The organism is Actinoplanes sp. NPDC049802, assembly GCF_040656595.1.
GTDB lineage: Bacteria > Actinomycetota > Actinomycetes > Mycobacteriales > Micromonosporaceae > Actinoplanes.
The window spans coordinates 230,042-251,914 of sequence record NZ_JBFAMR010000001.1 but is presented as its reverse complement, the minus strand read 5'-3'; the positions used below and the strand labels follow the sequence as shown (position 1 = coordinate 251,914).

The window sequence follows — 21,873 nt, the reverse complement described above, 5'->3', positions numbered from 1 at the left end:
CACCCACTCACCGTGGCAGGGCCGTTGGGACCTTCGTCCCTGCCGGTCACCGGCGATCCGATCAAGGATCGGGACAGGTGGAGGTGGTGGTGATGCTGTTTCTCGTTCTGTCCGTGATCGCGGTGACCGTCGCGGCGGCGCTCTACCTCGTGCCCGCGACCGATGCGACGGAGCACGAGGAGAAGCCCGGCACCGACGGCGCCGAGCCGACGACCCTGGAGGGCGCGCTGGTGGCGCAGCTCATCCGCGGCGAGCTCAGCCCGGTGAAGTACCGCGGCGCCCTGGCCCGGCTCGCCGAACGCGACGACGAACGCAACCCGCTGTCGGTGCCCGGCGAGGACCGGCCGGACGCCTGCCCCTGAGAGGAGGCGCCGATGCCGGTGTCCCGGCGCCGGCGCCGGCTCGAAGCCATGCACCGGTTCAACAAGCGCGTGCTCAACCCGGTCATGCGTACCGTCGCCGGCCGGCGAATCCGGTACGCCTCGGCCCTGCACCACGTCGGCCGCCGGTCCGGCAAGCCTCACCTCACCCCGGTGGTGGCCGCCGCGGCCGCCGGCGGGTTCGTCGTGCCGCTGCCCTACGGCGCCCGCGTGGACTGGCTGCGCGACATCCAGGCCGCCGGGCAGGCCACCATCGCCGTGCACGGTCAGAGGTTCACCCTCACCGGCTTCCGGGTGATCAGCGCGGACGAGGCCCTGCCGATGGTCCGCGCCGACCTGCGGCGGCTGTGGCGGCGCCTCGGCATCGAGGAGTATCTGTACGCCGCCGCGTCCCCGGTTGTCTGACCGCCTCACCGGCCCGCCGGCGTCGCGGGGCCGGTGAGCCGGAGCCGGGCGCTGCCGGCCATCACCCCGGTCGGGCCGGCCAGCAGCGGGCTCAGGTCGGCCTCGGCGATCCGTGGATGGTTCTCGGCCAGGGCGCTCAGCCGTTGCACCAGATCCTCCAGCGCGCCCGTGTTGACCTGCGGCGGCCGCCCCGCGCCGGATGCCCGGGCGCCGAGCGCCCGGCACCACATCCGCCCGGCGTCCAGGTCGGTCAGCGGCACCGGAGCGATGACCGTCTCCTGGCCGTGGCCCAGCCGCACGGCCGGACCGAACTCCGGCAGCCGCACGATCGCGGCGGTCAGCTCCATCCGCGCGGTGTGCTGATGCTGCACCAGCACCCCATGGTCCGGACCGTGCAACCTGGTCACCACGTCGTACATGGCCCGCACCGCGGACGCGCTGCGCAGCGCGGGCCGGACCGCGTCCCGGCGGCCGGTACCAGCGGTGCGGTCCGCGGTCATGACGATCACCGGATAGCCGAGGCGCTCCGCCGCGGCGACCGCACCCACCCCGGTGCGTACGTGAGCGGCCGGCAGCACCGTTATCCCGTACGCCGCCAGGACGTCCACCACGACCTGCCGTGGCAGCCATCCGCGCTCGTCGGTCACCGCGCCGGCGAGCAGCGCGCGGACCCGGGTGGCATCGATCCCACCGAGTTCCGCCCGCCGTCCCAGCGGTCGGCGGCGCCACACCGCGTAGTGGTGGGCGTGCGCCAGCGCCCGGAGCGCCCGGTCCGGCTGGCGGTAGACGGGCGCGTCGCGCGGGCCGATGTGGTGGACATCGTCGGCGCTGCCGCTGAGGACCACCGCGGTGGTCAGCGCCGGATGGCGGGTCAACACCTCGGTGAGCCTGGTCATGATCGCGGTGGGCACGTTGGCGCGGGTGCCGACGACCATCAGCAGCAGAATGTCGATCTCCCCGCTGCCGGCCACGATGTCGGCCGCCTCGACGATCGCCGCCGGGGTCGCGTCGGCGCCCAGGTCCACCGGATTCTCGCTGCCGCCGGGCAGCTGCCGGCACAGGGCGGGGGACAGCCGTGGCACCGTGAGGCCGATGGCGCCCGCCGTGTCCGCGGCCAGGTTGGCGAGTCCACCCGCGTTGCCGACGATCCCCAGCCGATCTCCGGCCGGCAACGGCTGGTCGGCCAGCAGCCGGGCAGTGTCCATCATCTCGTCCAGGCCCGCGACCTGGATGATCCCGTTCTCCTGGAGCAGATCGGTGGCGCGCGCCCGCCGCAGCGTCAGGACCGGCTTGCGGCGGGCCAGCGCCCGCAGCCCGCGGGCGAACGCGGGGGGATCGCTCAGCGAGTCCAGGTACAGCGCGACGGCCCGGGTCCGCGGATCGGTGTACCAGTGATCGATCAGGTCGTTGCCGCTGACGTCGAGCCGCTCACCGAGCGAGACGAAACCGGCGATGCCGCAGCCGCTACGGCCCGCGTGTTCCAGCATGGTGATCCCCACGGCGCTGGACTGCGCGGCCATCGCCACCCCACCGGTCGGCGGCCGGGTGGGCGAGACGGTGGCGTTCAGGCGTACCCGGGGATCGGTGTTGAGCAGCCCGAGACTGTGCGGACCGAGCAGGCGGACGCCGTGCTCGCGGGCGGCCCGCTCGGTCTCGCCGCGGCTCCCCGGGGTGCCCCGGCTCAGGACCACGGCGCTGCGGGCGCCGAGCAGGCCGGCCTCGCGCAGCGTCTGCGGCACCCGATCGGCGGGTACGGCGACGACCAGCAGATCGACCGGCCCCGGCACGGCGGCGAGTCCACGGTAGGCGGGGATGCCGCACACCGGGCGGCCGGAGTCGCTGACCGGGTAGATGTCGCCTCGATACCCGTACTCCTTCATCTGCCGGACGATCTCGAAGCCGGTGTTGCCGCGCTGCCGCATGGCGCCGATCACGGCCACCGAGCGGGGCGCCACCAACGGCCGTAACGGCGTGTCGGCGGGGCGGGTGCCGCCGAGGAACCGGGTGATCCCCTCCCGGCGGGCGCGGGCCGCCAGAACGTCCACCAGCAGCGCTCCGATGCCCCGACCGCGGTCGGTGTCGGCGACCAGCACGGTGATCTCACCGGTGGCGGAGTCCGGGCCGTGGCGGGCACAGCAGGCGATCCCGGCCGGCCGGCCCGCCTCGAGCGCCACCGTCGTCAGCCGCGGATCGGCCTCCGGCAGCCGAGGGAACACGGCGGCGAGGGCAGCACGGTCGTCCGGCTGGGCCGGTCGTAACGTGACGATCGCGCCGTCGCTGGTCAGAGCATCGATCCGGTGAGGATCGCCGACCTCCGCGAGCGGTGTGGCCGCCATCGAATCACCCGCCTTCCTCCTCGTCGCGACTCACAGCGTCGATGAGGCGAAGGTGACACGGCCAGGGTCGAAGAGCCCAGCCGGTTGTGCGTCAATCGCCGACTCTCCACATTCGCGCTTTTCGCCCCGCCCATCCGGGCGCGTCGCCCGCCGGATGGGCGCTCGGGAACGGGACCGGATGACTCGCCGGGCCTGCAGGCGGACCCGGTCGGCCGGTGGAGCGGTGCTGAGACGCGGGCCGATCGGCCCTGTCCGCGCGATCTCCACGGAGCGACGTTTGGAGGTGACGCCCTCGCCGTACGGCTGAGGAAGGTGATTGTCATGCGTACGTGGACCGTGGACGACGTGATGACCAGGGAGGTCGTCGCCGTACCGCCGGAGACCGGCTATCGCGAGCTGGTCGATCTGCTGATCGGCCGCCAGATCAGCGCCGTTCCGGTGGTGGACGCGGACCGGCGGGTGGTCGGTGTGGTGTCGGAGGCCGACCTCCTTTACAAGATCGAGATAGACGGTCGTGGCCGCCTGTTCGAGGGGCGGCGCAGGCGTGGACAGCGGGCCAAGGCGTTCGCCGCCACTGCCGATCATCTGATGAGCGCGCCCCCGATAGTCGTCCGGCAGGGCACGGTCCTCGCCGCGGCGGCCCGTGTCATGGAGTCGCAGCACGTCAAGCGGCTGCCGGTGGTCGATGACCGGGATCGCCTCTGCGGCATCGTGACCCGCGGCGACCTGCTTCGGATCCATCTGCGCGGCGACGACGAGATCCGGGCCGATGTGGTCTCCGGTGTGCTCGGCGCGTTCTTCCCGGACGAGGCCGCCTCGGTCACCGTCGGCGTCGCCGACGGTGTGGTGACGCTGACCGGGCGGGTGGGCCGCTGCTCCACCGCGGAACTCATGGTCCGCCTCACCCGGCAGGTGGCCGGTGTGGTGCGGGTGGCGGACCGGCTCGGCTTCGAGTTCGACGATCGCCCGGCGTGGCCTGAGGTGCGCCACAGCAGCTAGGTACTTCGCGCGGATCGCGTGGGAGCGAGGTCCACGTGACGGCGGGCGCCGCGTGGACCACGCCGCGACGCCGCGTGGTCCACGCGCCCGGAATCTAGCTCTGTTCGTCGAGGGGCTCGCCCTGCAGCAGGCCGACCATGTTGCCGGCCGGGTCCTCGAACATCGCGAACCACATCGACTCGTTGATCCGGGTGGGTGGCACCTGCATCGTGCCGCCGAGCCCGGCGATGGTGTTCAGCGCCGCCGTCAGATCCTCGACGGCGATGTAGACGGTCAGGTACGGCGGCATCTCGCCGCGGGTCTGCATCAGCCCGCCGCCGAGGCCGTCGCCGGCCGGGCGGACCAGGCAGTAGTCCTCGCCGGCGTCGTCGATGGTCCAGTCGAAGGCTTTGGCGTAGAAGTCGCGCAGCGCGGCGAGGTCCGGACCGGCGATCTCCCAGTGCACGACGGAATTGCCCATGATCATCACCTCGCGTGTGTCCGGTGCGGTGTTCCGTTCCCTCCACCGTCGATCGGCCGGCGTGCGGCGGGCAGGGCCGATCGTCCCGGCCGGGCCGGTGTGATTTCGCGTCAGGCGCGTCAATTCTTCCGTAACTCGCTGCGCAAATGGGCAAAGTGCTCAGAAACCATTCTTGCCGCAATGTTCCGCAGTCGCGGTGAAGGGGCCGTGGGATTCACCGCTGTCGTTGCGGAGCCGCGGTTGTAGTACGGTGACGAGAGCCAGAGCGTGCCGGCCCGTGCCGACGTGACGCTGGATCGTGGGAGGGTTCTTATGCAGGCGGCACTCGTCCTGGCCGGTGCGGGCGCATTCCTGTATTTCACCTGGAGCAGCTTCCTTCTGCGAGTTCGGCTTCTGCTCGCCCCCGAACCGGTCGGGGCTGCCCGCCAGGTCAGCGCCCTCGGACTCTGGCTGACATTCTTCGGCGGGGCGACCGCACTCCTCGACATGGCTCTGCACCGGCCGGTGCTGCCGTTTGCGGTGACCGTCGCGATGGCCCTGGGCGGAGTCGCGTGCTACTGGTATGCCAGCCGGGTCGACGTGCAGCTCATCAGAGCGCGCGAACACGCGCGGGTCAACGCCGCCCCGGAGGTTGCCGACGGCGATCGAGGCGACGGGCTGCCGGACGAGGGCTCAGCCGGCGGAAGCGGCGAAGTGGCGGCAGAAGTCCGGGATCCGCAATCCGCGACCGCATACGTCTCCGTTTTCGCGGTCCTCTCGACCCTGGTTTTCTGGTGCTGCCTGTTCGCTGCGTGGCAGTTCGGGAAGTACGGCGGCGGCTGGCCGGTGTGGGTGGCCGCCGCGACCGCCGTGATCGGTCCCTGGGGATATCGGAGGGCGCATCATCCCGACTCCACCCCGTTACCCGCGCTGGTCTTTGCCGCCAGCCTTCCCGTTACGGTCATCCTGGTGGTTACGGCGGTGCTACGCATTCCACCGCAATGACGATGCCGAGCCCGCCGCGAGTGAGTTTCCGGCCCCTGCCGATCGGCCCGCGTGCGACGAGCCGGGCGGTGTGATTTCGCGTCACGCGTGCGGCAGCCGGAGGGTGACGGTGACGCCGCCGCCCGGCGGGGACGCGATCGTGGTGGTGCCGCCGTGCGCGGCGACCAGCTCCCGGACGACGGTCAGCCCGATCCCGGTGCCGGGGATCCGCTGGGCGTCGCGGCCGCGCCAGAGCCGCTCGAAGGCGTGCGGCAGCTCGTCCGCCGGGATCCCCGGGCCGGTGTCGGCCACCCGCAGCACGGCATCGCCGTTCTCGGCGAGCGCGCTGACGGTGACCCGATCGCCGGGCCGGCAGTACCGTACGGCGTTGGTGAGCAGGTTGGTCACCGCCTGATGCAGACGGTCGCGGTCGGCGCGCACCGGGACCGGCTCGTCCAGGGCGGTGCCGACGGTCAGCCCGGCCGCGTCGAACCGGGGCCGCAGCTCCGCGAGCGCCGCGCCGGTGATCTCGCCGAGGTCGGCGTCCACCGGGCGCAGCGACACCGGTCCCGCCTCGGCGGCCGCCAGGTCGGCCAGGTCCCGCACGACCCGTCCCAGGCGCAGGCTCTGGTCGTGCAGCACGGCGAGCCGGGCCGGATCGGCCGGGACCAGGCCGTCGCGCAGCTCCTCCAGGCCGGCTTGGAGACCCGCCAGCGGGGTACGCAACTCGTGCGCGACGTCGGCGGTCAGCCTCCGGCGTGCCGTGTCGGTGCGCTCGACCTCGTCGGCCATGCCGTCGAAGGCGTGCGCCACCTCGCCCAGCTCGCCGGGCGCGGTGAGCCGGGCCCGGGCCGTGCGGTCCCCGGCGGCGAAGCGCCGGGCCACCCCGGCCAGGGTGATCAGCGGGCGGGTGAGGCGGCGGGTCACGTATCCGCTGACGGCCAGCGCCGCCAGCAGCGCGGCGCCCGCGGCACCGGCCACCCAGGCCCAGGCGACGCCGCGCCCGGCGTCCACGGCACCCGGGAAATGCACCTGTACGCTGCCGGCGCGCTGTCCCGCGACGGTGACCGGGGCGGTCACGCCCGCGAGGCCGGTCATGCCCATGCCGCGCCCGTGCCCGGGCCACACCATGGCACCGTCGGCGCCGCGGACCACCAGCCGGGCCCCGGCTCCCTCGGCCAGCCCGGAGGCCGCCGCCAGGTCGGCGCCGGCCCAGCCGCCCGCGTCGCGGTACGCCTGCGCCGCGGCCGCCGCCACCCGTGCCGTCACCTGCTCGCGGCGCTGCCGTTCGGCGCTGGCCAGGCCACGGTCGGTGGCCACCAGCGCCGCCACCGACAGCACCGCCACCGAGGAGAGGGCGACCAGCAGGAACGCGGCCAGCAGCCGCCGGCCGAGAGGGCTGGACAGGTACGGCCGGTCAGTGGTCACGGGGCCACCCCAGCCGGTAGCCGACGCCGAGCACGGTCTCGACCAGCCCGGCCGCCCCGGCACCCAGTTTCCGGCGGAGGTTCTTCACGTGCGAGTCGATGGTGCGTTCGTAGCCGGGGAACTCGTACCCGTGGATGCGGTTGATCAGCTCGTAGCGGGAGTAGACACGGCCCGGCACCGACGCGAGCGCGGTCAGCACACCCCACTCGGTGGGGGTCAGCTCCAGTGGGGCGCCGTCGAGCCGGGCGAGGCGGCGTGCCTCGTCCAGTCGCAGCCGGCCACCACCGAAGGTCGCCTCGGTGGTGGCGTCCCGCCGGTGGGTGCGGTGCAGCACCGCTTCGACCCGCAGCACCAGCTCGGTGGGGGAGAATGGCTTGGTGACGTAGTCGTCGGCGCCGCGCCGCAGCCCGTCGATCCGGTCGTCGACGGAGCTGCGGGCGGTCAGCACCACGACCGGTGTCTCCCGGCCGTCGCGGGCGGCGTCCAGCACCTCGGCGCCGTCCACGTCGGGCAGCCCCAGGTCCAGCACCATCAGGTCCACCCCGCCGCGGGTGAGCAGCCCGATCGCCTCCGCGCCGGAGCCGGTGGTGTGCACGGCGTGACCGGCCCGTTCCAGGTAGCGGCGCAGCAGCTCACGCAGCTCCCGGTCGTCCTCCACGACGAGCACGGCGCCCGGCACGGCCGGTACCCCCTTCCGTGGTCAGCGCACCGGCACCCGGGCCCGGGCGCGTTCGGTGTCGCGCATCGCCAGCAGTGGCACGCCCAGGCCGTACGTCACGTAGGCGCCGGTCGGGCGAATCTCCAGCACCGCGCATTCGGAGCGTTCCACCGGGGGCAGGAGACGGTCCAGCTGGGGTACGCGGTCCGCGTACTCGGGCGGTTGCACGGTGGCCACGGCCGGGAAACTGACGACCGCCGGTGGGATCGGGGCGAGCAGCGACAGCAGGCCGCCCCGGCGTACCGGCACGGTCACGGCGATGTCACCGTTCTCCCGGATGTGCCGGGCCTTCCAGCTGTTCTTGGCGACGACCACGTACATGCGGTCGCCGGCGACGGCGTAGACCACCCCGCTGGAACGCGGGGCGCCGGCCGGGGTGACATGGCTGATCACGGCGAACGTGGCCTTGGACACCGCCGCCCAGATGTCGTCAGCGGTCAGGGTGGGGTGCGGTTCACGGTGCCGCCGCCGGGTCATGATGGACATTCGGGCACCTCCTTCTCGACCTCCACGGTTCCCGCCGCGCGGCTGTCCCGGACAGGGCCGAACGCCCCGGTCCGGGACGGCCGCGCCGGGCCTACCGGTTGGCGAAGGCGGTCAGGTGCCGCTGCGAGGCGGTCAGCAGCCGGGTGTAAACCTGTTCGGCGTCCGGGGCGGAGAGGCCGTCGAGCGCGGACCGCAGCGCGGCGATGTCGTCACGTTCGGCCTGCTGGGCGGCGGTCAGCGCGGCGGACAGGCTCTTCTCGCCCTCGGCGAGCAGCTTGGCGTAACCGGCCTGGACCGCCGGGTCGGTGAACGTGCCGTCCTTCTGGCCCGCGGTGGGGTCGGTGACGCCGTAACGCTGCATGAGTGTGCGCAGGGCGTACAGATGATGGGTTTCGGCGTTGGCGATGTGGCCGAAGACCCGGGCGTCGTAGCGGGCGGCGAAGGCCGTGTACAGGTCGTGGGCCAGCTTCTCCTTCTGCGCGAGCGCCGCCAGCGACGCTTTCTGCGCGTCGGTGAGGGTGCCCTGCTCGGCGGTGATCGACGACCCCGTGCAGGTGCCGTCGCCGGGGCCGTGGCCCATGCCGTAACCGGCGCCCGTGCCTCGGCTCATGCCGTATCCGGCGCCCATGCCCATGCCTGCGCCTTGGCTCGTGCCCATGCCGTATCCGGGGCCGTGGCCGGGGCCGTGCCCGGCGAGCGCCGGGGCCGCCACCGCCAGACCGCCCAGGGTGAGAGCGCCGGCCGCCAGCACGGTGGCCGCACGGCGGGTGAAGATCTTCATGGTGACTCCTTCCTCTCCTCTGTACGGTGGCCCGCCGGCGTGGCAGCGGAGTGGAACCGATGTGGAGACGGTGTGGAGACCACCGGCGGCATGAGGCTGAACGCGCCTTCCTCCTCCTGGTCGTTGTGCAGGCGCAGGATCGCGTACAGGCCGTAGAGCAGCCGCCGCACGTCGGTGACGTCCTCCGGGTCGGCCTCCAGCAGCAGATCCCGGACGGTACGGTCGAGCCGCCCCACCTGGTGTTCGATCTCGGCGTGGGTGCGGCTCAGCCCGCTGGTCGCCTCCACCCCGCCGAGCGCCCGCGCCATGATCGGCAGCAGTTCCGCCTCCTCGGCGCGCTCGTGGGCCAGCACCCGGTCCCGCAGGTCGTCCAGCAGATCACGGACCGGGCCCAGGTCGTACGGGGGAACGTCCAGGGCGTCGGCGACGACCCGCACCCGTTCGACGATCGGCCGCATCTCCTGGTGTTCGGCGTACAGGCCGCGGAGCGTGTCGATGTCGGCGGACCGCAGCCGCACGGTGTGCCGCCGGCCGGGGATGAGGGCGGTCATCGCGATGGCGATGGCGCCGACGTCGATGCCCTCCTGCACCAGCGCGCCGGCCACCGGGGGCAGCATCCCGGCGGCCGCGAACAGCATCGCCACCACGCACAGGCCCATGCCGACCGCGACCGAGAGGACGGCGATGCGGCGGCAGCGGCGGGCGGTGAGGATGGCGTCGGCGAGCGCGTCGACGCGGTCGACGACGAGGACGACGTCGGCGGCTTCGGAGCTGGCGGTGGCCCCGCGGGCGGCGAGGGCGACGCCGACCCCGGCGGCGGCCAGCGCGGGCGCGTCGTTGATGCCGTCCCCGACCATGATCGTCGCGGCGGTCTCCTGTTCGGCGCGGACCACCCGCAGCTTGTCGGCGGGGTCGCAGCCGGCGTGCACGGCGTCGACGCCGACCACGCGTCCCACGGCCTCGGCCGGGTCACCGTGGTCGCCGGTGATCAGCACGACGCGGCTGATCCCGGCGGTGCGCAGCGCGCGTACCATGCGGGGCGCCTGCGGCCGGATCGGGTCCTCCAGCAGCAGCACACCGGCCGGCTCGCCGTCGATCGCCGCGAACACGGTCAGCGAGCCGTCGAGTGCCGCACGCCGGCGAGCGTGCCGCATCCACGGCGGCAGCGGGCCGCGTACCGTGCTGGAGGCCTTGCCGAGAACCACCCGGTGGCCGTCGACGATGCCCTCGATACCGTGGCCGTGCCGCTCCTCGACCTGTTCCGCGGCCGCCGGCGGCAGGCCGCGGTCGCGGGCCGCGGCCACGATGGCCCCGGCGAGCAGGTGGGCCGAGCTCTGTTCCAGGCCGGCGGCCAGGCGCAGCACCTCGTCGGCGGGCAGTGGCCCGCCGACCGGCGTGATCACGTCGGTGAGCACCGGCCGCCCGGCGGTCAGCGTGCCGGTCTTGTCGAACAGCAGGACCTTTCCGGCGGCCAGGCGTTCCATCGCCGCGCCGCCCTTGACCACGACACCGTTGCGGGCCATCCGGGAGATGCCCGAGATGATCGCGATGGGGGCGGCCAGCAGCAACGGGCAGGGCGTGGCGACGACCAGCACGGCGACGGCCCGCGCCGGATCCCCGGAGAGCGCCCAGGCGGCCCCCGCCAGGAGCAGGGCCACCGGTACGAACGCGACCGCGACCCGGTCGGCGAACCGTACGAAGGGTGCGCTCTGCGCGCGGGCCTGTTCGACGAGGCGCACCACCCCGGCGTACGTGGAGGTCTCGGCGGTCGACGTGGCGGTCATCCGGAACGGCTGGCCGGCGTTGACCGTGCCGCTGCGGACGTCCTCCCCGGCCCGGCGTTCGACCGGCACCGGCTCGCCGGTCAGCGCGGACTCGTCGAGCACGCCGGGCCCGAGCAGCCGGCCGTCGACCGGCACCACCTCGCCGGCCCCGACCACCAGCCGGTCACCGGGCGTCACCGCGTCCACGGGCACCTCGACCGGGCCGGCGCCGGTGTCCCGCCGGGCGGTCCGCGGCGCCCGCGCGGCGAGGAGGCTGAGGTCGTGGCGGGCGCGGGCCTCGGCCCGTGCCTCCAGCAGGGCGCCGCCGGCCAGCATGACCGCGATCACCGCGCCGGCCAGGGGTTCGCCGATCCACAGCGAGCCGGCCAGCGCCAGCCAGGCGATGATGTCCACGCCGCCCTCGCGCCGGCGGGCCGCGGCCACCAGGGTCGCGGTCGACCAGGCGAGGCCGAGCAGGGTCGCGGCCAGCCAGGTCAGGGCCGCCGCCTGGTCCAGGCCGGCCGCCCCGAGCGCGAGACCGGCCGTCAGCAGGGCAGTCGCCGTGATGAACAGAGCCTGTTCCCGTTGCCGCCACAACCGTCGCATCGTGTCCTCCCACGTTCGACTCTCGGGCAGGGCGTTCGGGGTCGGCAGGGCCGGACGTCCCGGACGTCCGGGACGGGACCATCGGCCCTGCCCCTGGGCGGGGAGCACTGTCCACGGTGAGGAGACCGTTACGCTAAGTGATCAAGAGGAGAGTCGGATGCTCAATCTCGCCGTGATCCTGCGCGAGTCGGCGACCGCCCGCCCGGGCGCGCCGGCGATCATGCACGACGGGGGCACCGTCACCTACGCCGAGCTGGACGCCCGCTCGGACGCGGTGGCCGCCGCCCTGACCGCCCGGGGGATCCGTCCCGGCGACCGGGTCGGGCTGCACCTGCCGAACATTCCGGAGTTCCCGGTCGCCTACTACGGCATCCTCAAGGCGGGCGCCGTGGTGGTGCCGCTCAACGTCCTGCTGCGCGGCCCCGAGATCACCCACCAGCTCGCCGACTCGGGCGCCCGGCTGCTGATCACCTGGACCCCGCTGCTGGAGCAGGCGGCCAAGGGCGCCGCCGACGCCGGCATCAGCGAGTGTTACGCCGCCGGGCCGCCGCCGCCCGGTCCCGCGCACCCGTTCACCGACCTGACCGAGCCGGTGGCCGGACCGTTCCCGCCGGCCGACCGGCAGGCCGACGACCCGGCCGCCATCGTCTACACCTCCGGCACGACCGGGCTGCCCAAGGGCGCCGAGCTGACCCACCTGCAGCTCTACATGAACGCCGACATCCCGGGCCGGCTCTTCGACCTGCACTGCGAGGACGTGATCGTCACGGTGCTGCCGATGTTCCACGTCTTCGGCATGTGCAGCGCCATGAACGTCGGCATCCGCTTCGGCGCCGCCCTGTCGCTGGTGCCGCGTTTCACCCCGGACGCCGTGCTCCGGGCGATCACCCGGGACCGGGCGACCATCTTCGACGGCGTGCCCACCATGTTCGGCGCCCTGCTGGCCCACCCGGACGACGGCCGCTACGACACGTCGTCGCTGCGGGTCTGCATCTCCGGCGGCGACGCCATCCCGGCGTCCGTCCTGGACGGTTTCGAGCAGCGGTTCGGGGTGCCGATCCTGGAGGGGTACGGGATGACCGAGACCGCCGCGACCATCTCCTTCAACCCGAGCCCGGACGACCGCCGCGTCTACAGCGTGGGCCGCCCGGTGTGGGGCGTCGAGGTGCAGATCTGGGACGAGACCGGGCGCCGGCTGCCGCCCGGGCGGGACCGGATCGGTGAGATCGTCACCCGCGGCTACCACACCATGCGCGGTTACCACGACGCCCCGGAGGCGACCGCCGAAGCCTTCGAGGGCGGCTGGTTCCACACCGGCGACCTCGGCTACGTCGACGGTGACGGCTACCTGTTCATCGTGGACCGCAAGAAGGAGCTGATCATCCGGGGCGGCTACAACGTCTACCCGCGCGAGGTGGAGGAGGTGCTGCACCAGCATCCGGACGTCCTGATGGCGGCCGTGGTCGGCGTGCCGGACGACCGGCTGGGCCAGGAGGTCAAGGCGTTCGTGGTGCTCCGGCCGGGCAGCACGGTCACCGGGGACGACGTGATCGCCCACTGCCGGGAGCGGGCCGCGGCCTACAAGTGCCCGAGGATCGTCGAGTTCCGGCCGGAGCTGCCGCTCAGCGGCGCCGGGAAGGTTCTCAAGAAGTCGCTCACCTGATCCCTTTCGGTCACAATGGCCGGAGGTCTCGTGAGCACAGGCCGGGCGGCCCTGTCTTCAGACCGTTACGCATAGATGGTCGTCGCTCATAGCCTGCGGGGAGTGCTGTTCGGCACCTCCGGGGGCGGACATGGGAAAGCTGACGACGGCCACGGCGGCCATGCTGGTCATCTCGCAGGCGGCGATCCTCGCCTGTGCCTGTGCGGACGGGGCCGACATCCCCGCCGGTCCCCGTCTCGACCTCGTGGTGCTGCTGGTCACCGACGGCGGCCCGAACACCACGGCCATCGAGGCGCACCTGCGCACCGACGGCATCCCGTACCGCACCGTCGATCTGCGCCGCGCCGACCGCCCGGCGATCACCGCCGCGTTCCTGGCCGACGCCGACGGGCCCAACTTCCAGGCGGTCGTGCTGCCCGCCGCCGACGCGCTCGCCGCCGGCTCCCCGGAGTCGGCGGCACTGCGCGACTACGAGCGCCGGTACGCCATCCGCCAGGTCGACGCCTTCCAGTGGCCGGGACCCGCGGTCGGGTTACGGACCGCCACCTACGCCGGGCCACTGGACGGATCGGCCGCCACGGTCACCGCGGCGGGCCGGTCCGGGCCGTTCGGCTATCTGCGCGGCCCGGTGCCGTTCGAGGACCTCAAACCCGGTACGCCGGAGAGCCACGGTTATCTGTCCCGTCCGGCGGGCGACGGCGCCCGGCTCACCCCGCTGCTGGAGGGCACCGTGCCCGGCGGCGGCGACCGGGGCGTGCTGGCCGGCGTCCACCGCACCGCCGACGACCGTGAGGAACTCTTCCTGACCTTCGCCTTCAACGCCGCCCAGCAGCAGTTCCGGCTGCTCGCGCCGGGCATCGTGGACTGGGTGACCCGCGGGGTCCACCTCGGCTACCGGCGCAACTACCTGTCGGTCCACGTCGACGACGTGCTGCTCGGCGACCGCCGCTGGAGCGTGACGGGCGACTGCACCCCGGGCGAGGACTGCACCGGCGGCCAGGAGACCGCCGACATCCGGATGACACCGGCCGACGTCGCCTTCGCCACGCGGTGGCAGACCGCGAACGGCTTCACCCTCGACCTGGTGTTCAACGGTGCCGGCAGTGTGGAGGCGGCGCAGAACGCGGGCGGGCGCGACGACCTCACCGAGGCGCTGACGGCGGCGGCCGGCCGGTTCCGGTGGGCCAACCACACCTACAGTCACCAGTACCTCGGGTGTGTGCAGGACCTCACGGTCACCCCCTGGCGCTGCCGCACCGACGGCGGGGACACCGTCTACGTCGGCGCGGACCTGATCGGTGACGAGATCACCCGCAACATCGCCTGGGGCCGCGACCACGGGCTGGACCTGCGGGCCGGGGAGCTGGTCACCGGCGAGCACTCCGGGCTGCGCAACCCGCCCCGGCAGCCGGCCGGCAACCCGAACCTGGACGACGCCGTCGACGACGCGAAGGTCCGCTGGCTGGCCGCCGACGCCTCCCGGATGCCGCAGCCGGAACGTGTCGGTGACGCCTGGACCGTGCCCCGCTACCCGATCGACCTGTTCTTCAACGTCGGCACCGCCGCCGAGGAGATCGACGAGTACAACGTCCTCTACGCCGCCCGGTGCATCGGCGGCCCGGCCGGCTCCACCTGCCGCCCGCCGCTCGACCCGGCGACCGGCTACACCGATGTGGTGGTGCCCACCGAGGCCCGCGCGGTCCTCGCCCGGATGCAGGGCAACGACCCTCGCCCGCACTACGTGCACCAGGCCAACCTGGCCGAGGAACGCCTGCTCTACCCGTTGCTGGACCGGGTCATGGAACAGTACCGGCGGCTCTACGCGGACACCGCGCCGATCGTCTGCCAGCGGATGGCCGACAACGGGGTGGCCCTGCGCCGGCAGGCTCGCTGGGCCGAAGCGGTGGCCGCCGGGAAGGCGGGCGCCTTCCTGGCCGGCGGCCGGGTCTTCGCCCACGCGCCGGACGGCGTGCCGGTCCCGCTCACCGTGCCGGCCGGAAGCACCGTCGACGGCGCCGCCTTCGGCGACGCGTACGCCGGCACGCAGAGCGCATGGACCCCGGCCGGCCGGGAGGTGACGCTGCCGTGAGACTCGCGCTGCTGACCGAGGGCACCTACCCGTACGCGCACGGTGGCGTCAGCGTCTGGTGCGACCAGCTGATCCGTGCCCTGCCCCGGCACCACTTCGACGTGTACGCCATCTGTGCCACCGGCCGGGAGGAGTCTCGCTGGGAGGTGCCGGACTGGGCGACCGTGCACCGCGTCCCGCTCTGGCCCGGCACACCGCCTCGCCGGTCTCCGGCCCGGCCCCGCCCGGACGTCGCCGGCGCCTACCACGACCTGCTGTCGTCGCTTGTCACACCGGACGGCGACGCCGGCTTCGACCGGGCGCTGCGTCATCTGGCCACCGCCGGGGACGGCACCCGGCTGCCGGACGGCGACCGCCCGATCGGATGGCTGCTGGACGCCTGGCGCCACCGGCCCGCGGGCGGCCCACCGATGTCGGTGTGCGACGCCATGCGGATCGCCGAGATCCTCGAACGCTGGCTGCTGCCGCTGCTGTGGCCCGGCCCGCCCGCCGACCTCGCGCACGCCACCGCGAACGGCCTCGCCGCCTTGCCGGCCCTCGCCGCCAAGTGGCGGCACGGCACCCCGATGCTGGTCAGCGAGCACGGCGTCTACCTGCGTGAACGTTATCTGTGCCTGGCGGCGGACTGCTACCCGTGGCCGGTGCGGGCCACCCTGCTGCGGTTCCAGCGGCTGCTGTGCACCACCGTCTACCGCACCGCCGACCTGGTCGTCGCCGGCAACCGGTACAACCGCCGGTGGGAACGGCATCTCGGCGTGCCCGAGGACCGGCTGCGGACCATCTACAACGGGGTCGACCCGGACGAGTTCCCGGCCGTGACCGCCGACCCGGCGGTCCCGGCTCTGGTGTGGACCGGCCGCTTCGATCCGGTCAAGGACCTGGAGACCCTGATCCGGGCGTTCGCGCTGGTCCACGAGCGGATGCCGGAGGCCCGGCTGCGCATCGTCGGCGGCGCGCGTGACGGCGACCCGGTGTACCGGCAACGTTGCGCCGACCTGGCCGGCGAACTCGGCGCCGCCGGCGCGGTGGAGTTCACCGGCCGGGTTCCGGCGGTCCGTGAGGTGTACGCCCACGCCTCGGTCGCCGTGCAGTCGAGCGTCTCCGAAGGATTCCCGTACGCCCTGATCGAGGCCATGATGTCCGGCGTCCCGGTGGTCTGCACCGGGGTCGGGGGAGTGCCCGAGGCGGTCGGCGGCGCCGGGATCGTCGTACCGCCCCGGGACCCGGACGCCCTGGCCGCCGGATGCCTGCGCCTGCTGGCGGACGCCGGCCTGCGCCACCGGCTCGGTGGCGCAGGCCGGGCGCGGGCGCTTCGGCTGTTCACCACCGAGCGGGCCGTCGGCGCCTACGACGAGGTGTACCGGGAACTGACCGCGGGGAGGCCGGCGTGACCATCCATCCGGAACGGGAGATCGCGAACCTGGCCGGCGCCGACGTGGTCGACGAGCTCGAGGTGGCGGCGATGCTGGAGACACACGGGATCACCGACGCCGACGCCGTCTCCGGCTACGGCGAGCCGGACGTGTTCGCCCTGGCCACCCGGCTGATGCGGGACCGGCCCGCCGGCCCGCCGGCGCCTGTGCCCGAGGCCGCGCCGTGGACGCCGGAGCCCGCCCGGCACGCCCTGCGCGGCCTGCTCTACGTGCTTCCCGCCCTCGGCTACGTCGCCGTCGCCGGGCTGGTCGCCGGGCGGGCCGCGATCCTGCTGCTCGCCGGGTCGCTCGGCGTGGCGTGGGCCGCCGGGCAGGCACTGGCCTACCTCGGGCACGTGCGGCTCGGCCGGCCCGACCCGGACGGCGCCCGGGAACTGCTGCGCGGCGGGACGGCCTTCGCCGTACCCCTGCTGATTCTGTTGATCGTGGGCAGTGCCCTGGTGTTCGCGGTGCCGCCCGGCGCGGTGATGGTCGCTTCCGGACAGGTGGTGTACCTGCTGGCGGCGACGGTTCCGCTGGTGCTCGGCGCCGAACGGCTGCTCGCCCTGGCGCTGGCCCCGGCGACGGTGGCGGTGCCGGCGGGGCTGATCGCCGGTGGGGACGCCGTGCGCTCGGCCCCGGTGCTCGGCGCGGTGTGCCTGAGCCTGCTGGCGACGGTGGCGGTCGCCGTCCACGTCACCCGTGGCGCGCCGGTCACCGTGCCGGGACGCGCCGAGCTGACCGCGGCTCTCCCGTACGCGGCATACGGTCTGTGCGCGGCCGGGCTGGTGCTGTTCGTGCCGGTGAGCCGGGCCGGCTCGGCGCCCGCCGCGGCGATGGCCGCGCTGATCCCGCTGTCGCTGAGCATGGGCCTGGCCGAATGGCTGCTGGTGCGCCTGCGGATCGCCGGGCACCGGCGGCTGCGGTCGGCCACCACGCTCGCCGGGTTCGCCCGTCACACGCGGCTCGCGGTGACCCTGACGGTGGCCGGCTACACGGTGGCGCTGGCCGCCGGCTGCCGGCTCGCCGCCCTGACCGCCGAGCGGATCACCGGGGTGACACCCGGCGCCGCGTCGTTCGTGGCGCTCGGCGCCGCCCTGTTCCTCAGCCTCATGCTGCTGGCGTACGGCTACCGGTGGCCGGTCATCGGCGCGTGCGCCACCGCGGTCGGCGCCGAGCTGGCACTGCTTGCCGGGGCCGCCGACCCGGAGACCATCCAGCTCGGCGTCACCGGCCTGCTCGCCGCCGGGCTGTTCCTGGCCGCCCTGACCCTGCTGGGCCGGGCGCATCGTTGACCGGTTCGGAGGAGATACCCATGACAACGACGGTCGCCGTCACCGGCGCGGACGGATTCATCGGCTCACACCTGACCGAGCGCCTGGTCGCCGAGGGCTACCGGGTACGGGCCATGGCCCGGTACAACTCGTTCGACAGCCGGGGCTGGCTGGACGCGCTCGCCCCGGACGTGCTGGCCGGGGTCGAGGTGGTTCCCGGCGACGTCGAGGACCCGGCGAGCGTGGCCCGGCTGGTCCGCGGCGCACACACCGTTTACCACCTGGCGGCGCTCATCGCGATCCCGTACTCGTACCAGTCGCCCCGCTCGTACGTGGCGACCAACGTGATCGGCACCCTCAACGTGCTGGAGGCGGTCCGCGCCGAACACTGTGAGCGGCTCGTGCACACCTCCACCAGCGAGACGTACGGCACCGCACGGGTCGTGCCGATCTCCGAGACCCATCCGTTGCAGGCGCAGTCGCCGTACGCCGCGTCGAAGGTGGCCGCCGACAAGCTGGTGGAGAGCTACCACCTGAGTTACGGGCTGCCGGCCGTGACGCTGCGGCCGTTCAACGCGTTCGGGCCACGCCAGTCGGCGCGGGCCGTCATCCCCACCGTGATCGGGCAGCTGCTGGCCGGCGCCAACGAGATCCGCCTCGGCGCGACCGCGCCCACCCGGGACTTCACCTTCGTGACCGACACCGCGGCCGCCTTCCTGGCGGTCGGCACCGCCCCGGACAGCCGGGTCCTCGGCGAGACGTTCAACGCCGGCACCGGACGCGAGATCGCCATCGGCGACCTGGCCACCCGCATCGGTGAGCTGGCCGGCCGCGAGGTGCCGGTGCGCCTGGAGACCCGCCGGCTGCGCCCGCCGCGTTCCGAGGTGCGGCGGCTGCTGTGCGACAACACGAAACTGCGCGAACACACCGGCTGGTTCCCGCACCACAGCCTCGACGACGGGCTCAAGGAGACCGTGGCCTGGTTCCTGGACCCGGCCAACCTGTCCCGTTACCGCACCACCTGCTACGTCCGCTGAGTCTCGGCGCCGAAGGAGGACGACCATGCACGCGGTGGTTCTGGCCGGGGGCCGGGGGGTACGGCTGCGCCCGTACACCACCTGCATACCCAAGCCGCTGGTACCGATCGGGGACCGCTACTCGATCCTGGAGATCATTCTGCGGCAGCTGTCCGCACAGGGATTCCGCACCGTCACCCTGGCGCTCGGCCACCTCGGGCACCTGATCCGGGCGTACGTCGGGGACGGCACCCAGTGGGGCCTGGAGCAGGTCGAGTATGTCACCGAGACGGTGCCGCTGGGCACCATCGGCCCGCTGGTGCAGATGCGCGACCGCCTCCTCACCGACTTCCTCGTGATGAACGGCGACATCCTGACCGACCTCGACTACGGCGACCTGCTGCGGCGGCACACCCTGTGGGGCGCCAACCTGACCGTGGCCACCTACCCCCGCCAGGTGCGCATCGACTTCGGGGTGCTGACCAGCCGGGACGGGCACATCGTCGGGTTCTCCGAGAAACCGGTCATCGACTACCGGGTCAGCATGGGGGTCTACGCCATGAACGCCGCGGCCCTCGACCGGTACCAGCCCGGCGTGCCGCTCGGCTTCGACCAGCTGGTCCTCGACCTGATCGCCCGCGGTGAGGAACCGGCCGAGTACCGGTTCTCCGGCCGCTGGCTGGACATCGGGCGCCCGGACGACTACGACCGGGCCAACGCCGAGTTCGCCCGGTACGGCCCGCAACTGCTGGGCGAGGAGGCCTGCTGATGAGAGCGCTCGTGTTCGGTGCGACCGGCTTCCTCGGCCGGCACGTCGCCGCCGCCTTCACCGACGGCGGGCACCTCGTCGTCGGCGCCGGGCTCGACGGCCCGGACGAGACCCTCGACCTGGCGGCCACCGGCCCGGCCGGCATCGGCGCCCTGCTACGGACGGTCCGCCCGGACGTCGTGGTGAACTGCGCCGGTGTCATCGACGGCACCCCGCGCCAACTGGTGTCCGCCGACGTCCGGGCGGTCGCCGACCTGGTCACCGCATGGTCCGAGACGACTCCCACCGCGCCGCTGGTGCACCTCGGCTCAGCCGCCGAGTACGGGGTGACCGCGATCGGCCGGGCGGTGGCGGAGGACTTCCCGGAACGGCCGGTGTCGGCGTACGGGCAGGCCAAGCTCGCCGCCACCTGCCTCGTCCGGCTGGCCCGCGAGTTCGGTCATCCGGCCGTCGTGCTGCGCGTGTTCAACCCGATCGGGCCGGGCACCCCGCAGACCCTGCTGCCCGGGCGGCTGGCCGCCGAGATCCGCCGCGCCGCGCGACACGGCGGGCGGGCCCGGCTCGGGTCGCTGTCGGGCGCCCGGGACTTCGTCGACGTACGGGATGTGGCGGATGCGGTGCTCGCCGCGGCCACCGCCGCCCCGCTGCTGCCGCCGGTGCTCAACATCGGCAGCGGGCACGCCACCGAACTGCGCGACCTGGCCGTGCTCGCCGCGTCGCTGGCCGGCACCGGCATGCCGGAGGAGACCGCCGTCCCGCCGCCGCGCCGCTCGGCCGCCGCGCTGTGGCAGCGGGCCGACGTGAGCGCGGCCCGGAGCAGTCTCGCCTGGCGCCCGCGCCGGGCACTGACCGACTCGCTGCGCGACATGGGGCTGCTCACGGCGGGAGCGGGCTGATGGGACCGGTCGTCCCGGCGTACTTCCATCCGGCGCCGCACGCCGCCGAGTGGCGGCGGCTCGCCGACGCCGGTCCGGCCGTGCGCGCCGTCGTGCTCAACGCCGCCGACGGGCCCGGCACCCGGCCCGACCCGGAGTTGCGGCTGGCCGCCACGCGGCTGCGGGTGCCGGTGCTGGGGTACGTGGACACCGCCTACGGTGCGCGCGACATACCCGCCGTCGAACGCGACATCGCCCGCCACCTGACCTGGTACCCGGTCGGCGGCGTCTTCTTCGACCAGGTGGCCGCCGGCCCGGAATGGCTCGCCCACTACGGCCGGCTGGCCGCCGCGGCCCGCCGGCACGGCTGCGGCACGGTGATGTTCCACCACGGCGTCTACCCCGACCCGCGGTTCGCCGGGCTGGCCGACATGCTCGGCGTCTTCGAGGGCCCGGCCAGGCGTTACCTCACCCTCGTGCCGCCCGGCTGGGCCCGGCGGCACACCGCCGCCACGTTCTGCCATCTCGTGTACGACACGCCGGCGCACCTTCTGCCCACGGTGCTGGAGCACGCGGCCGGGGTGCACGCGGCCAGTGTCTACCTCACCGACCGGGGCGGCGCGAATCCCTGGGACGGCCTGCCACCGTACTTCCCCCGGCCATGCTGACCCGGCGCCTGACCACCGTGATGCTGGCCGTCGTGCTGGCCGGCTGCCAGGCCGCGGCGCCCGTGCCGCCGGCCCCGTCGCCGCGCCGCTGGATCCCCGCGCCCGGCGCCACCTGGCAGTGGCAGCTGACCGGCAGGCTGGACCCGGCCGTCCCGGCGGAGGTCTACGACGTCGACGGCTTCACCACCACCGCGGCCGACGTCGAGACGCTGCACCGCACCGGCCGCCGGGTCATCTGCTACATCTCCGTGGGGTCGGCGGAGCGGTTCCGCCCGGACGCCGCCCGATGGCCGGAGAGCGTGCTCGGCAAACCGACCGGATGGGCCGGCGAACGCTGGGTCGACGTCCGCGACCGCACCGGCATCGGCCCGATCCTGGCCGCCCGCATGGACATGTGCCGCGACAAGGGCTTCGACGGCGTGGAACCCGACGTGATGGACGGGTACGCCCACGACACCGGGTTTCCGCTGACTCCCGCCGACCAGCTCGCGTTCAACCGCTGGGTGGCCGCCCTGGCCCACGAGCGGGGCCTGTCGGTCGGCCTGAAGAACGACCTCGAACAGATACCCGCCCTGCTGGACGTGTTCGAGTTCGCCGTCGACGAGGAGTGCGTGGCACACGACGAATGCCCGGCGCTGCGCCCGTTCGTGGCCTCCGGCAAGGCGGTCTTCCACGCCGAGTACGACCACGCGCCGTCCACCTTCTGCGCCGCCACCCGGGCTCTGGGGCTCAGCTCGATCCGCAAGGACCGCGCCCTCGGCCCGTGGCGGCAGACCTGCTGA

The 21,873-nt window shown here is 73.8% G+C and carries 20 protein-coding genes; 13 read left to right on the top strand and 7 right to left on the bottom strand.

Going from position 1 to position 21,873, the window contains the following annotated elements; all coding sequences use genetic code 11:
• Nucleotides 1–92: 92 nt before the first annotated feature.
• Both AB0I88_RS01040 and AB0I88_RS01035 read left to right on the top strand, forming a co-directional pair.
• Nucleotides 93–362, top strand: a complete 270-nt coding sequence (locus AB0I88_RS01040) for a hypothetical protein (RefSeq protein WP_361016928.1) — start codon at nt 93–95, stop codon at nt 360–362.
• A gap of 12 nt (nt 363–374) precedes the next feature.
• Complete coding sequence (locus tag AB0I88_RS01035; protein ID WP_361016925.1) at nt 375–785, top strand: nitroreductase/quinone reductase family protein; 411 nt, start codon at nt 375–377, stop codon at nt 783–785.
• A 5-nt stretch (nt 786–790) separates the two neighbouring features.
• Here AB0I88_RS01035 and AB0I88_RS01030 read toward each other — a convergent pair whose 3' ends face one another.
• Nucleotides 791–3,121: a GNAT family N-acetyltransferase gene (locus AB0I88_RS01030; protein ID WP_361016923.1), complete on the bottom strand. Its 2,331-nt coding sequence runs from the start codon at nt 3,119–3,121 to the stop codon at nt 791–793.
• Between the two features lie 321 nt (nt 3,122–3,442).
• Between AB0I88_RS01030 and AB0I88_RS01025 the strand changes: the two genes are divergently transcribed.
• Entirely contained in the window at nt 3,443–4,120 is a 678-nt protein-coding gene (locus AB0I88_RS01025; protein ID WP_361016921.1) for a CBS domain-containing protein, read from the top strand.
• A gap of 94 nt (nt 4,121–4,214) precedes the next feature.
• On the opposite strand, the gene AB0I88_RS01020 is transcribed toward AB0I88_RS01025, so the two are convergent.
• Nucleotides 4,215–4,580: a VOC family protein gene (locus AB0I88_RS01020; RefSeq protein WP_361016919.1), complete on the bottom strand. Its 366-nt coding sequence runs from the start codon at nt 4,578–4,580 to the stop codon at nt 4,215–4,217.
• A 312-nt stretch (nt 4,581–4,892) separates the two neighbouring features.
• On the opposite strand from AB0I88_RS01020, the gene AB0I88_RS01015 reads away from it, so the two are divergent.
• Nucleotides 4,893–5,564: a hypothetical protein gene (locus AB0I88_RS01015; protein WP_361016916.1), complete on the top strand. Its 672-nt coding sequence runs from the start codon at nt 4,893–4,895 to the stop codon at nt 5,562–5,564.
• A gap of 81 nt (nt 5,565–5,645) precedes the next feature.
• Here AB0I88_RS01015 and AB0I88_RS01010 read toward each other — a convergent pair whose 3' ends face one another.
• From AB0I88_RS01010 to AB0I88_RS00990, 5 genes are all read right to left on the bottom strand, one after another.
• Complete coding sequence (locus AB0I88_RS01010) at nt 5,646–6,971, bottom strand: HAMP domain-containing sensor histidine kinase (protein WP_361016915.1); 1,326 nt, start codon at nt 6,969–6,971, stop codon at nt 5,646–5,648.
• A complete protein-coding gene (locus AB0I88_RS01005; RefSeq protein WP_361016913.1) occupies nt 6,961–7,650 on the bottom strand; it encodes a response regulator transcription factor in 690 nt (229 codons plus the stop codon). The genes AB0I88_RS01010 and AB0I88_RS01005 overlap by 11 nt, the downstream gene beginning before the upstream one ends.
• A 21-nt stretch (nt 7,651–7,671) precedes the next feature.
• Entirely contained in the window at nt 7,672–8,175 is a 504-nt protein-coding gene (locus AB0I88_RS01000; protein WP_361016912.1) for a pyridoxamine 5'-phosphate oxidase family protein, read from the bottom strand.
• Between the two features lie 91 nt (nt 8,176–8,266).
• Nucleotides 8,267–8,956: a DUF2202 domain-containing protein gene (locus AB0I88_RS00995; protein WP_361016910.1), complete on the bottom strand. Its 690-nt coding sequence runs from the start codon at nt 8,954–8,956 to the stop codon at nt 8,267–8,269.
• Nucleotides 8,953–11,325, bottom strand: a complete 2,373-nt coding sequence (locus AB0I88_RS00990) for a heavy metal translocating P-type ATPase (RefSeq protein WP_361016907.1) — start codon at nt 11,323–11,325, stop codon at nt 8,953–8,955. Before AB0I88_RS00990 ends, AB0I88_RS00995 begins: the two co-directional genes overlap by 4 nt.
• Nucleotides 11,326–11,482: 157 nt before the next feature.
• Between AB0I88_RS00990 and AB0I88_RS00985 the strand changes: the two genes are divergently transcribed.
• The 9 genes from AB0I88_RS00985 to AB0I88_RS00945 all read left to right on the top strand — a co-directional run bounded on the left by AB0I88_RS00985 (nt 11,483) and on the right by AB0I88_RS00945 (nt 21,873).
• Entirely contained in the window at nt 11,483–12,988 is a 1,506-nt protein-coding gene (locus AB0I88_RS00985; RefSeq protein ID WP_361016905.1) for a long-chain fatty acid--CoA ligase, read from the top strand.
• Between the two features lie 130 nt (nt 12,989–13,118).
• Nucleotides 13,119–15,077, top strand: a complete 1,959-nt coding sequence (locus tag AB0I88_RS00980; protein ID WP_361016903.1) for a hypothetical protein — start codon at nt 13,119–13,121, stop codon at nt 15,075–15,077.
• On the top strand, nt 15,074–16,468 hold the full coding sequence (pelF, locus tag AB0I88_RS00975) for a GT4 family glycosyltransferase PelF (RefSeq protein ID WP_361016900.1): 1,395 nt from the start codon (nt 15,074–15,076) through the stop codon (nt 16,466–16,468). Before AB0I88_RS00980 ends, pelF begins: the two co-directional genes overlap by 4 nt.
• A complete protein-coding gene (locus tag AB0I88_RS00970) occupies nt 16,465–17,784 on the top strand; it encodes a hypothetical protein (protein ID WP_361016897.1) in 1,320 nt (439 codons plus the stop codon). The genes pelF and AB0I88_RS00970 overlap by 4 nt, the downstream gene beginning before the upstream one ends.
• Nucleotides 17,785–17,804: 20 nt before the next feature.
• Nucleotides 17,805–18,800 carry an SDR family NAD(P)-dependent oxidoreductase gene (locus AB0I88_RS00965; RefSeq protein WP_361016895.1) on the top strand — a complete coding sequence of 332 codons (996 nt, stop codon included), beginning with the start codon at nt 17,805–17,807 and terminating at the stop codon, nt 18,798–18,800.
• 25 nt (nt 18,801–18,825) lie between these two features.
• Nucleotides 18,826–19,548 (top strand): sugar phosphate nucleotidyltransferase, encoded by a 723-nt coding sequence (locus AB0I88_RS00960; RefSeq protein ID WP_361016892.1) that lies wholly within the window; start codon nt 18,826–18,828, stop codon nt 19,546–19,548.
• On the top strand, nt 19,548–20,444 hold the full coding sequence (locus tag AB0I88_RS00955) for an NAD(P)-dependent oxidoreductase (protein ID WP_361016890.1): 897 nt from the start codon (nt 19,548–19,550) through the stop codon (nt 20,442–20,444). The genes AB0I88_RS00960 and AB0I88_RS00955 overlap by 1 nt, the downstream gene beginning before the upstream one ends.
• Entirely contained in the window at nt 20,444–21,091 is a 648-nt protein-coding gene (locus AB0I88_RS00950) for a spherulation-specific family 4 protein (RefSeq protein WP_361016887.1), read from the top strand. The genes AB0I88_RS00955 and AB0I88_RS00950 overlap by 1 nt, the downstream gene beginning before the upstream one ends.
• Nucleotides 21,085–21,873, top strand: coding sequence for an endo alpha-1,4 polygalactosaminidase (locus AB0I88_RS00945; RefSeq protein ID WP_361016885.1), 789 nt, complete (start codon nt 21,085–21,087; stop codon nt 21,871–21,873). The genes AB0I88_RS00950 and AB0I88_RS00945 overlap by 7 nt, the downstream gene beginning before the upstream one ends.

Coding starts and splice junctions, on each gene's coding strand:
- AB0I88_RS01040 (WP_361016928.1), top strand. CDS start 93: ATGCTGTTTCTCGTTCTGTCCGTGATCGCGGTGACCGTCGCGGCGGCG.
- AB0I88_RS01035 (WP_361016925.1), top strand. CDS start 375: ATGCCGGTGTCCCGGCGCCGGCGCCGGCTCGAAGCCATGCACCGGTTC.
- AB0I88_RS01030 (WP_361016923.1), bottom strand. CDS start 3,121: ATGGCGGCCACACCGCTCGCGGAGGTCGGCGATCCTCACCGGATCGAT.
- AB0I88_RS01025 (WP_361016921.1), top strand. CDS start 3,443: ATGCGTACGTGGACCGTGGACGACGTGATGACCAGGGAGGTCGTCGCC.
- AB0I88_RS01020 (WP_361016919.1), bottom strand. CDS start 4,580: ATGGGCAATTCCGTCGTGCACTGGGAGATCGCCGGTCCGGACCTCGCC.
- AB0I88_RS01015 (WP_361016916.1), top strand. CDS start 4,893: ATGCAGGCGGCACTCGTCCTGGCCGGTGCGGGCGCATTCCTGTATTTC.
- AB0I88_RS01000 (WP_361016912.1), bottom strand. CDS start 8,175: ATGTCCATCATGACCCGGCGGCGGCACCGTGAACCGCACCCCACCCTG.
- AB0I88_RS00995 (WP_361016910.1), bottom strand. CDS start 8,956: ATGAAGATCTTCACCCGCCGTGCGGCCACCGTGCTGGCGGCCGGCGCT.
- AB0I88_RS00990 (WP_361016907.1), bottom strand. CDS start 11,325: ATGCGACGGTTGTGGCGGCAACGGGAACAGGCTCTGTTCATCACGGCG.
- AB0I88_RS00985 (WP_361016905.1), top strand. CDS start 11,483: ATGCTCAATCTCGCCGTGATCCTGCGCGAGTCGGCGACCGCCCGCCCG.
- AB0I88_RS00980 (WP_361016903.1), top strand. CDS start 13,119: ATGGGAAAGCTGACGACGGCCACGGCGGCCATGCTGGTCATCTCGCAG.
- AB0I88_RS00965 (WP_361016895.1), top strand. CDS start 17,805: ATGACAACGACGGTCGCCGTCACCGGCGCGGACGGATTCATCGGCTCA.
- AB0I88_RS00960 (WP_361016892.1), top strand. CDS start 18,826: ATGCACGCGGTGGTTCTGGCCGGGGGCCGGGGGGTACGGCTGCGCCCG.
- AB0I88_RS00955 (WP_361016890.1), top strand. CDS start 19,548: ATGAGAGCGCTCGTGTTCGGTGCGACCGGCTTCCTCGGCCGGCACGTC.
- AB0I88_RS00950 (WP_361016887.1), top strand. CDS start 20,444: ATGGGACCGGTCGTCCCGGCGTACTTCCATCCGGCGCCGCACGCCGCC.
- AB0I88_RS00945 (WP_361016885.1), top strand. CDS start 21,085: ATGCTGACCCGGCGCCTGACCACCGTGATGCTGGCCGTCGTGCTGGCC.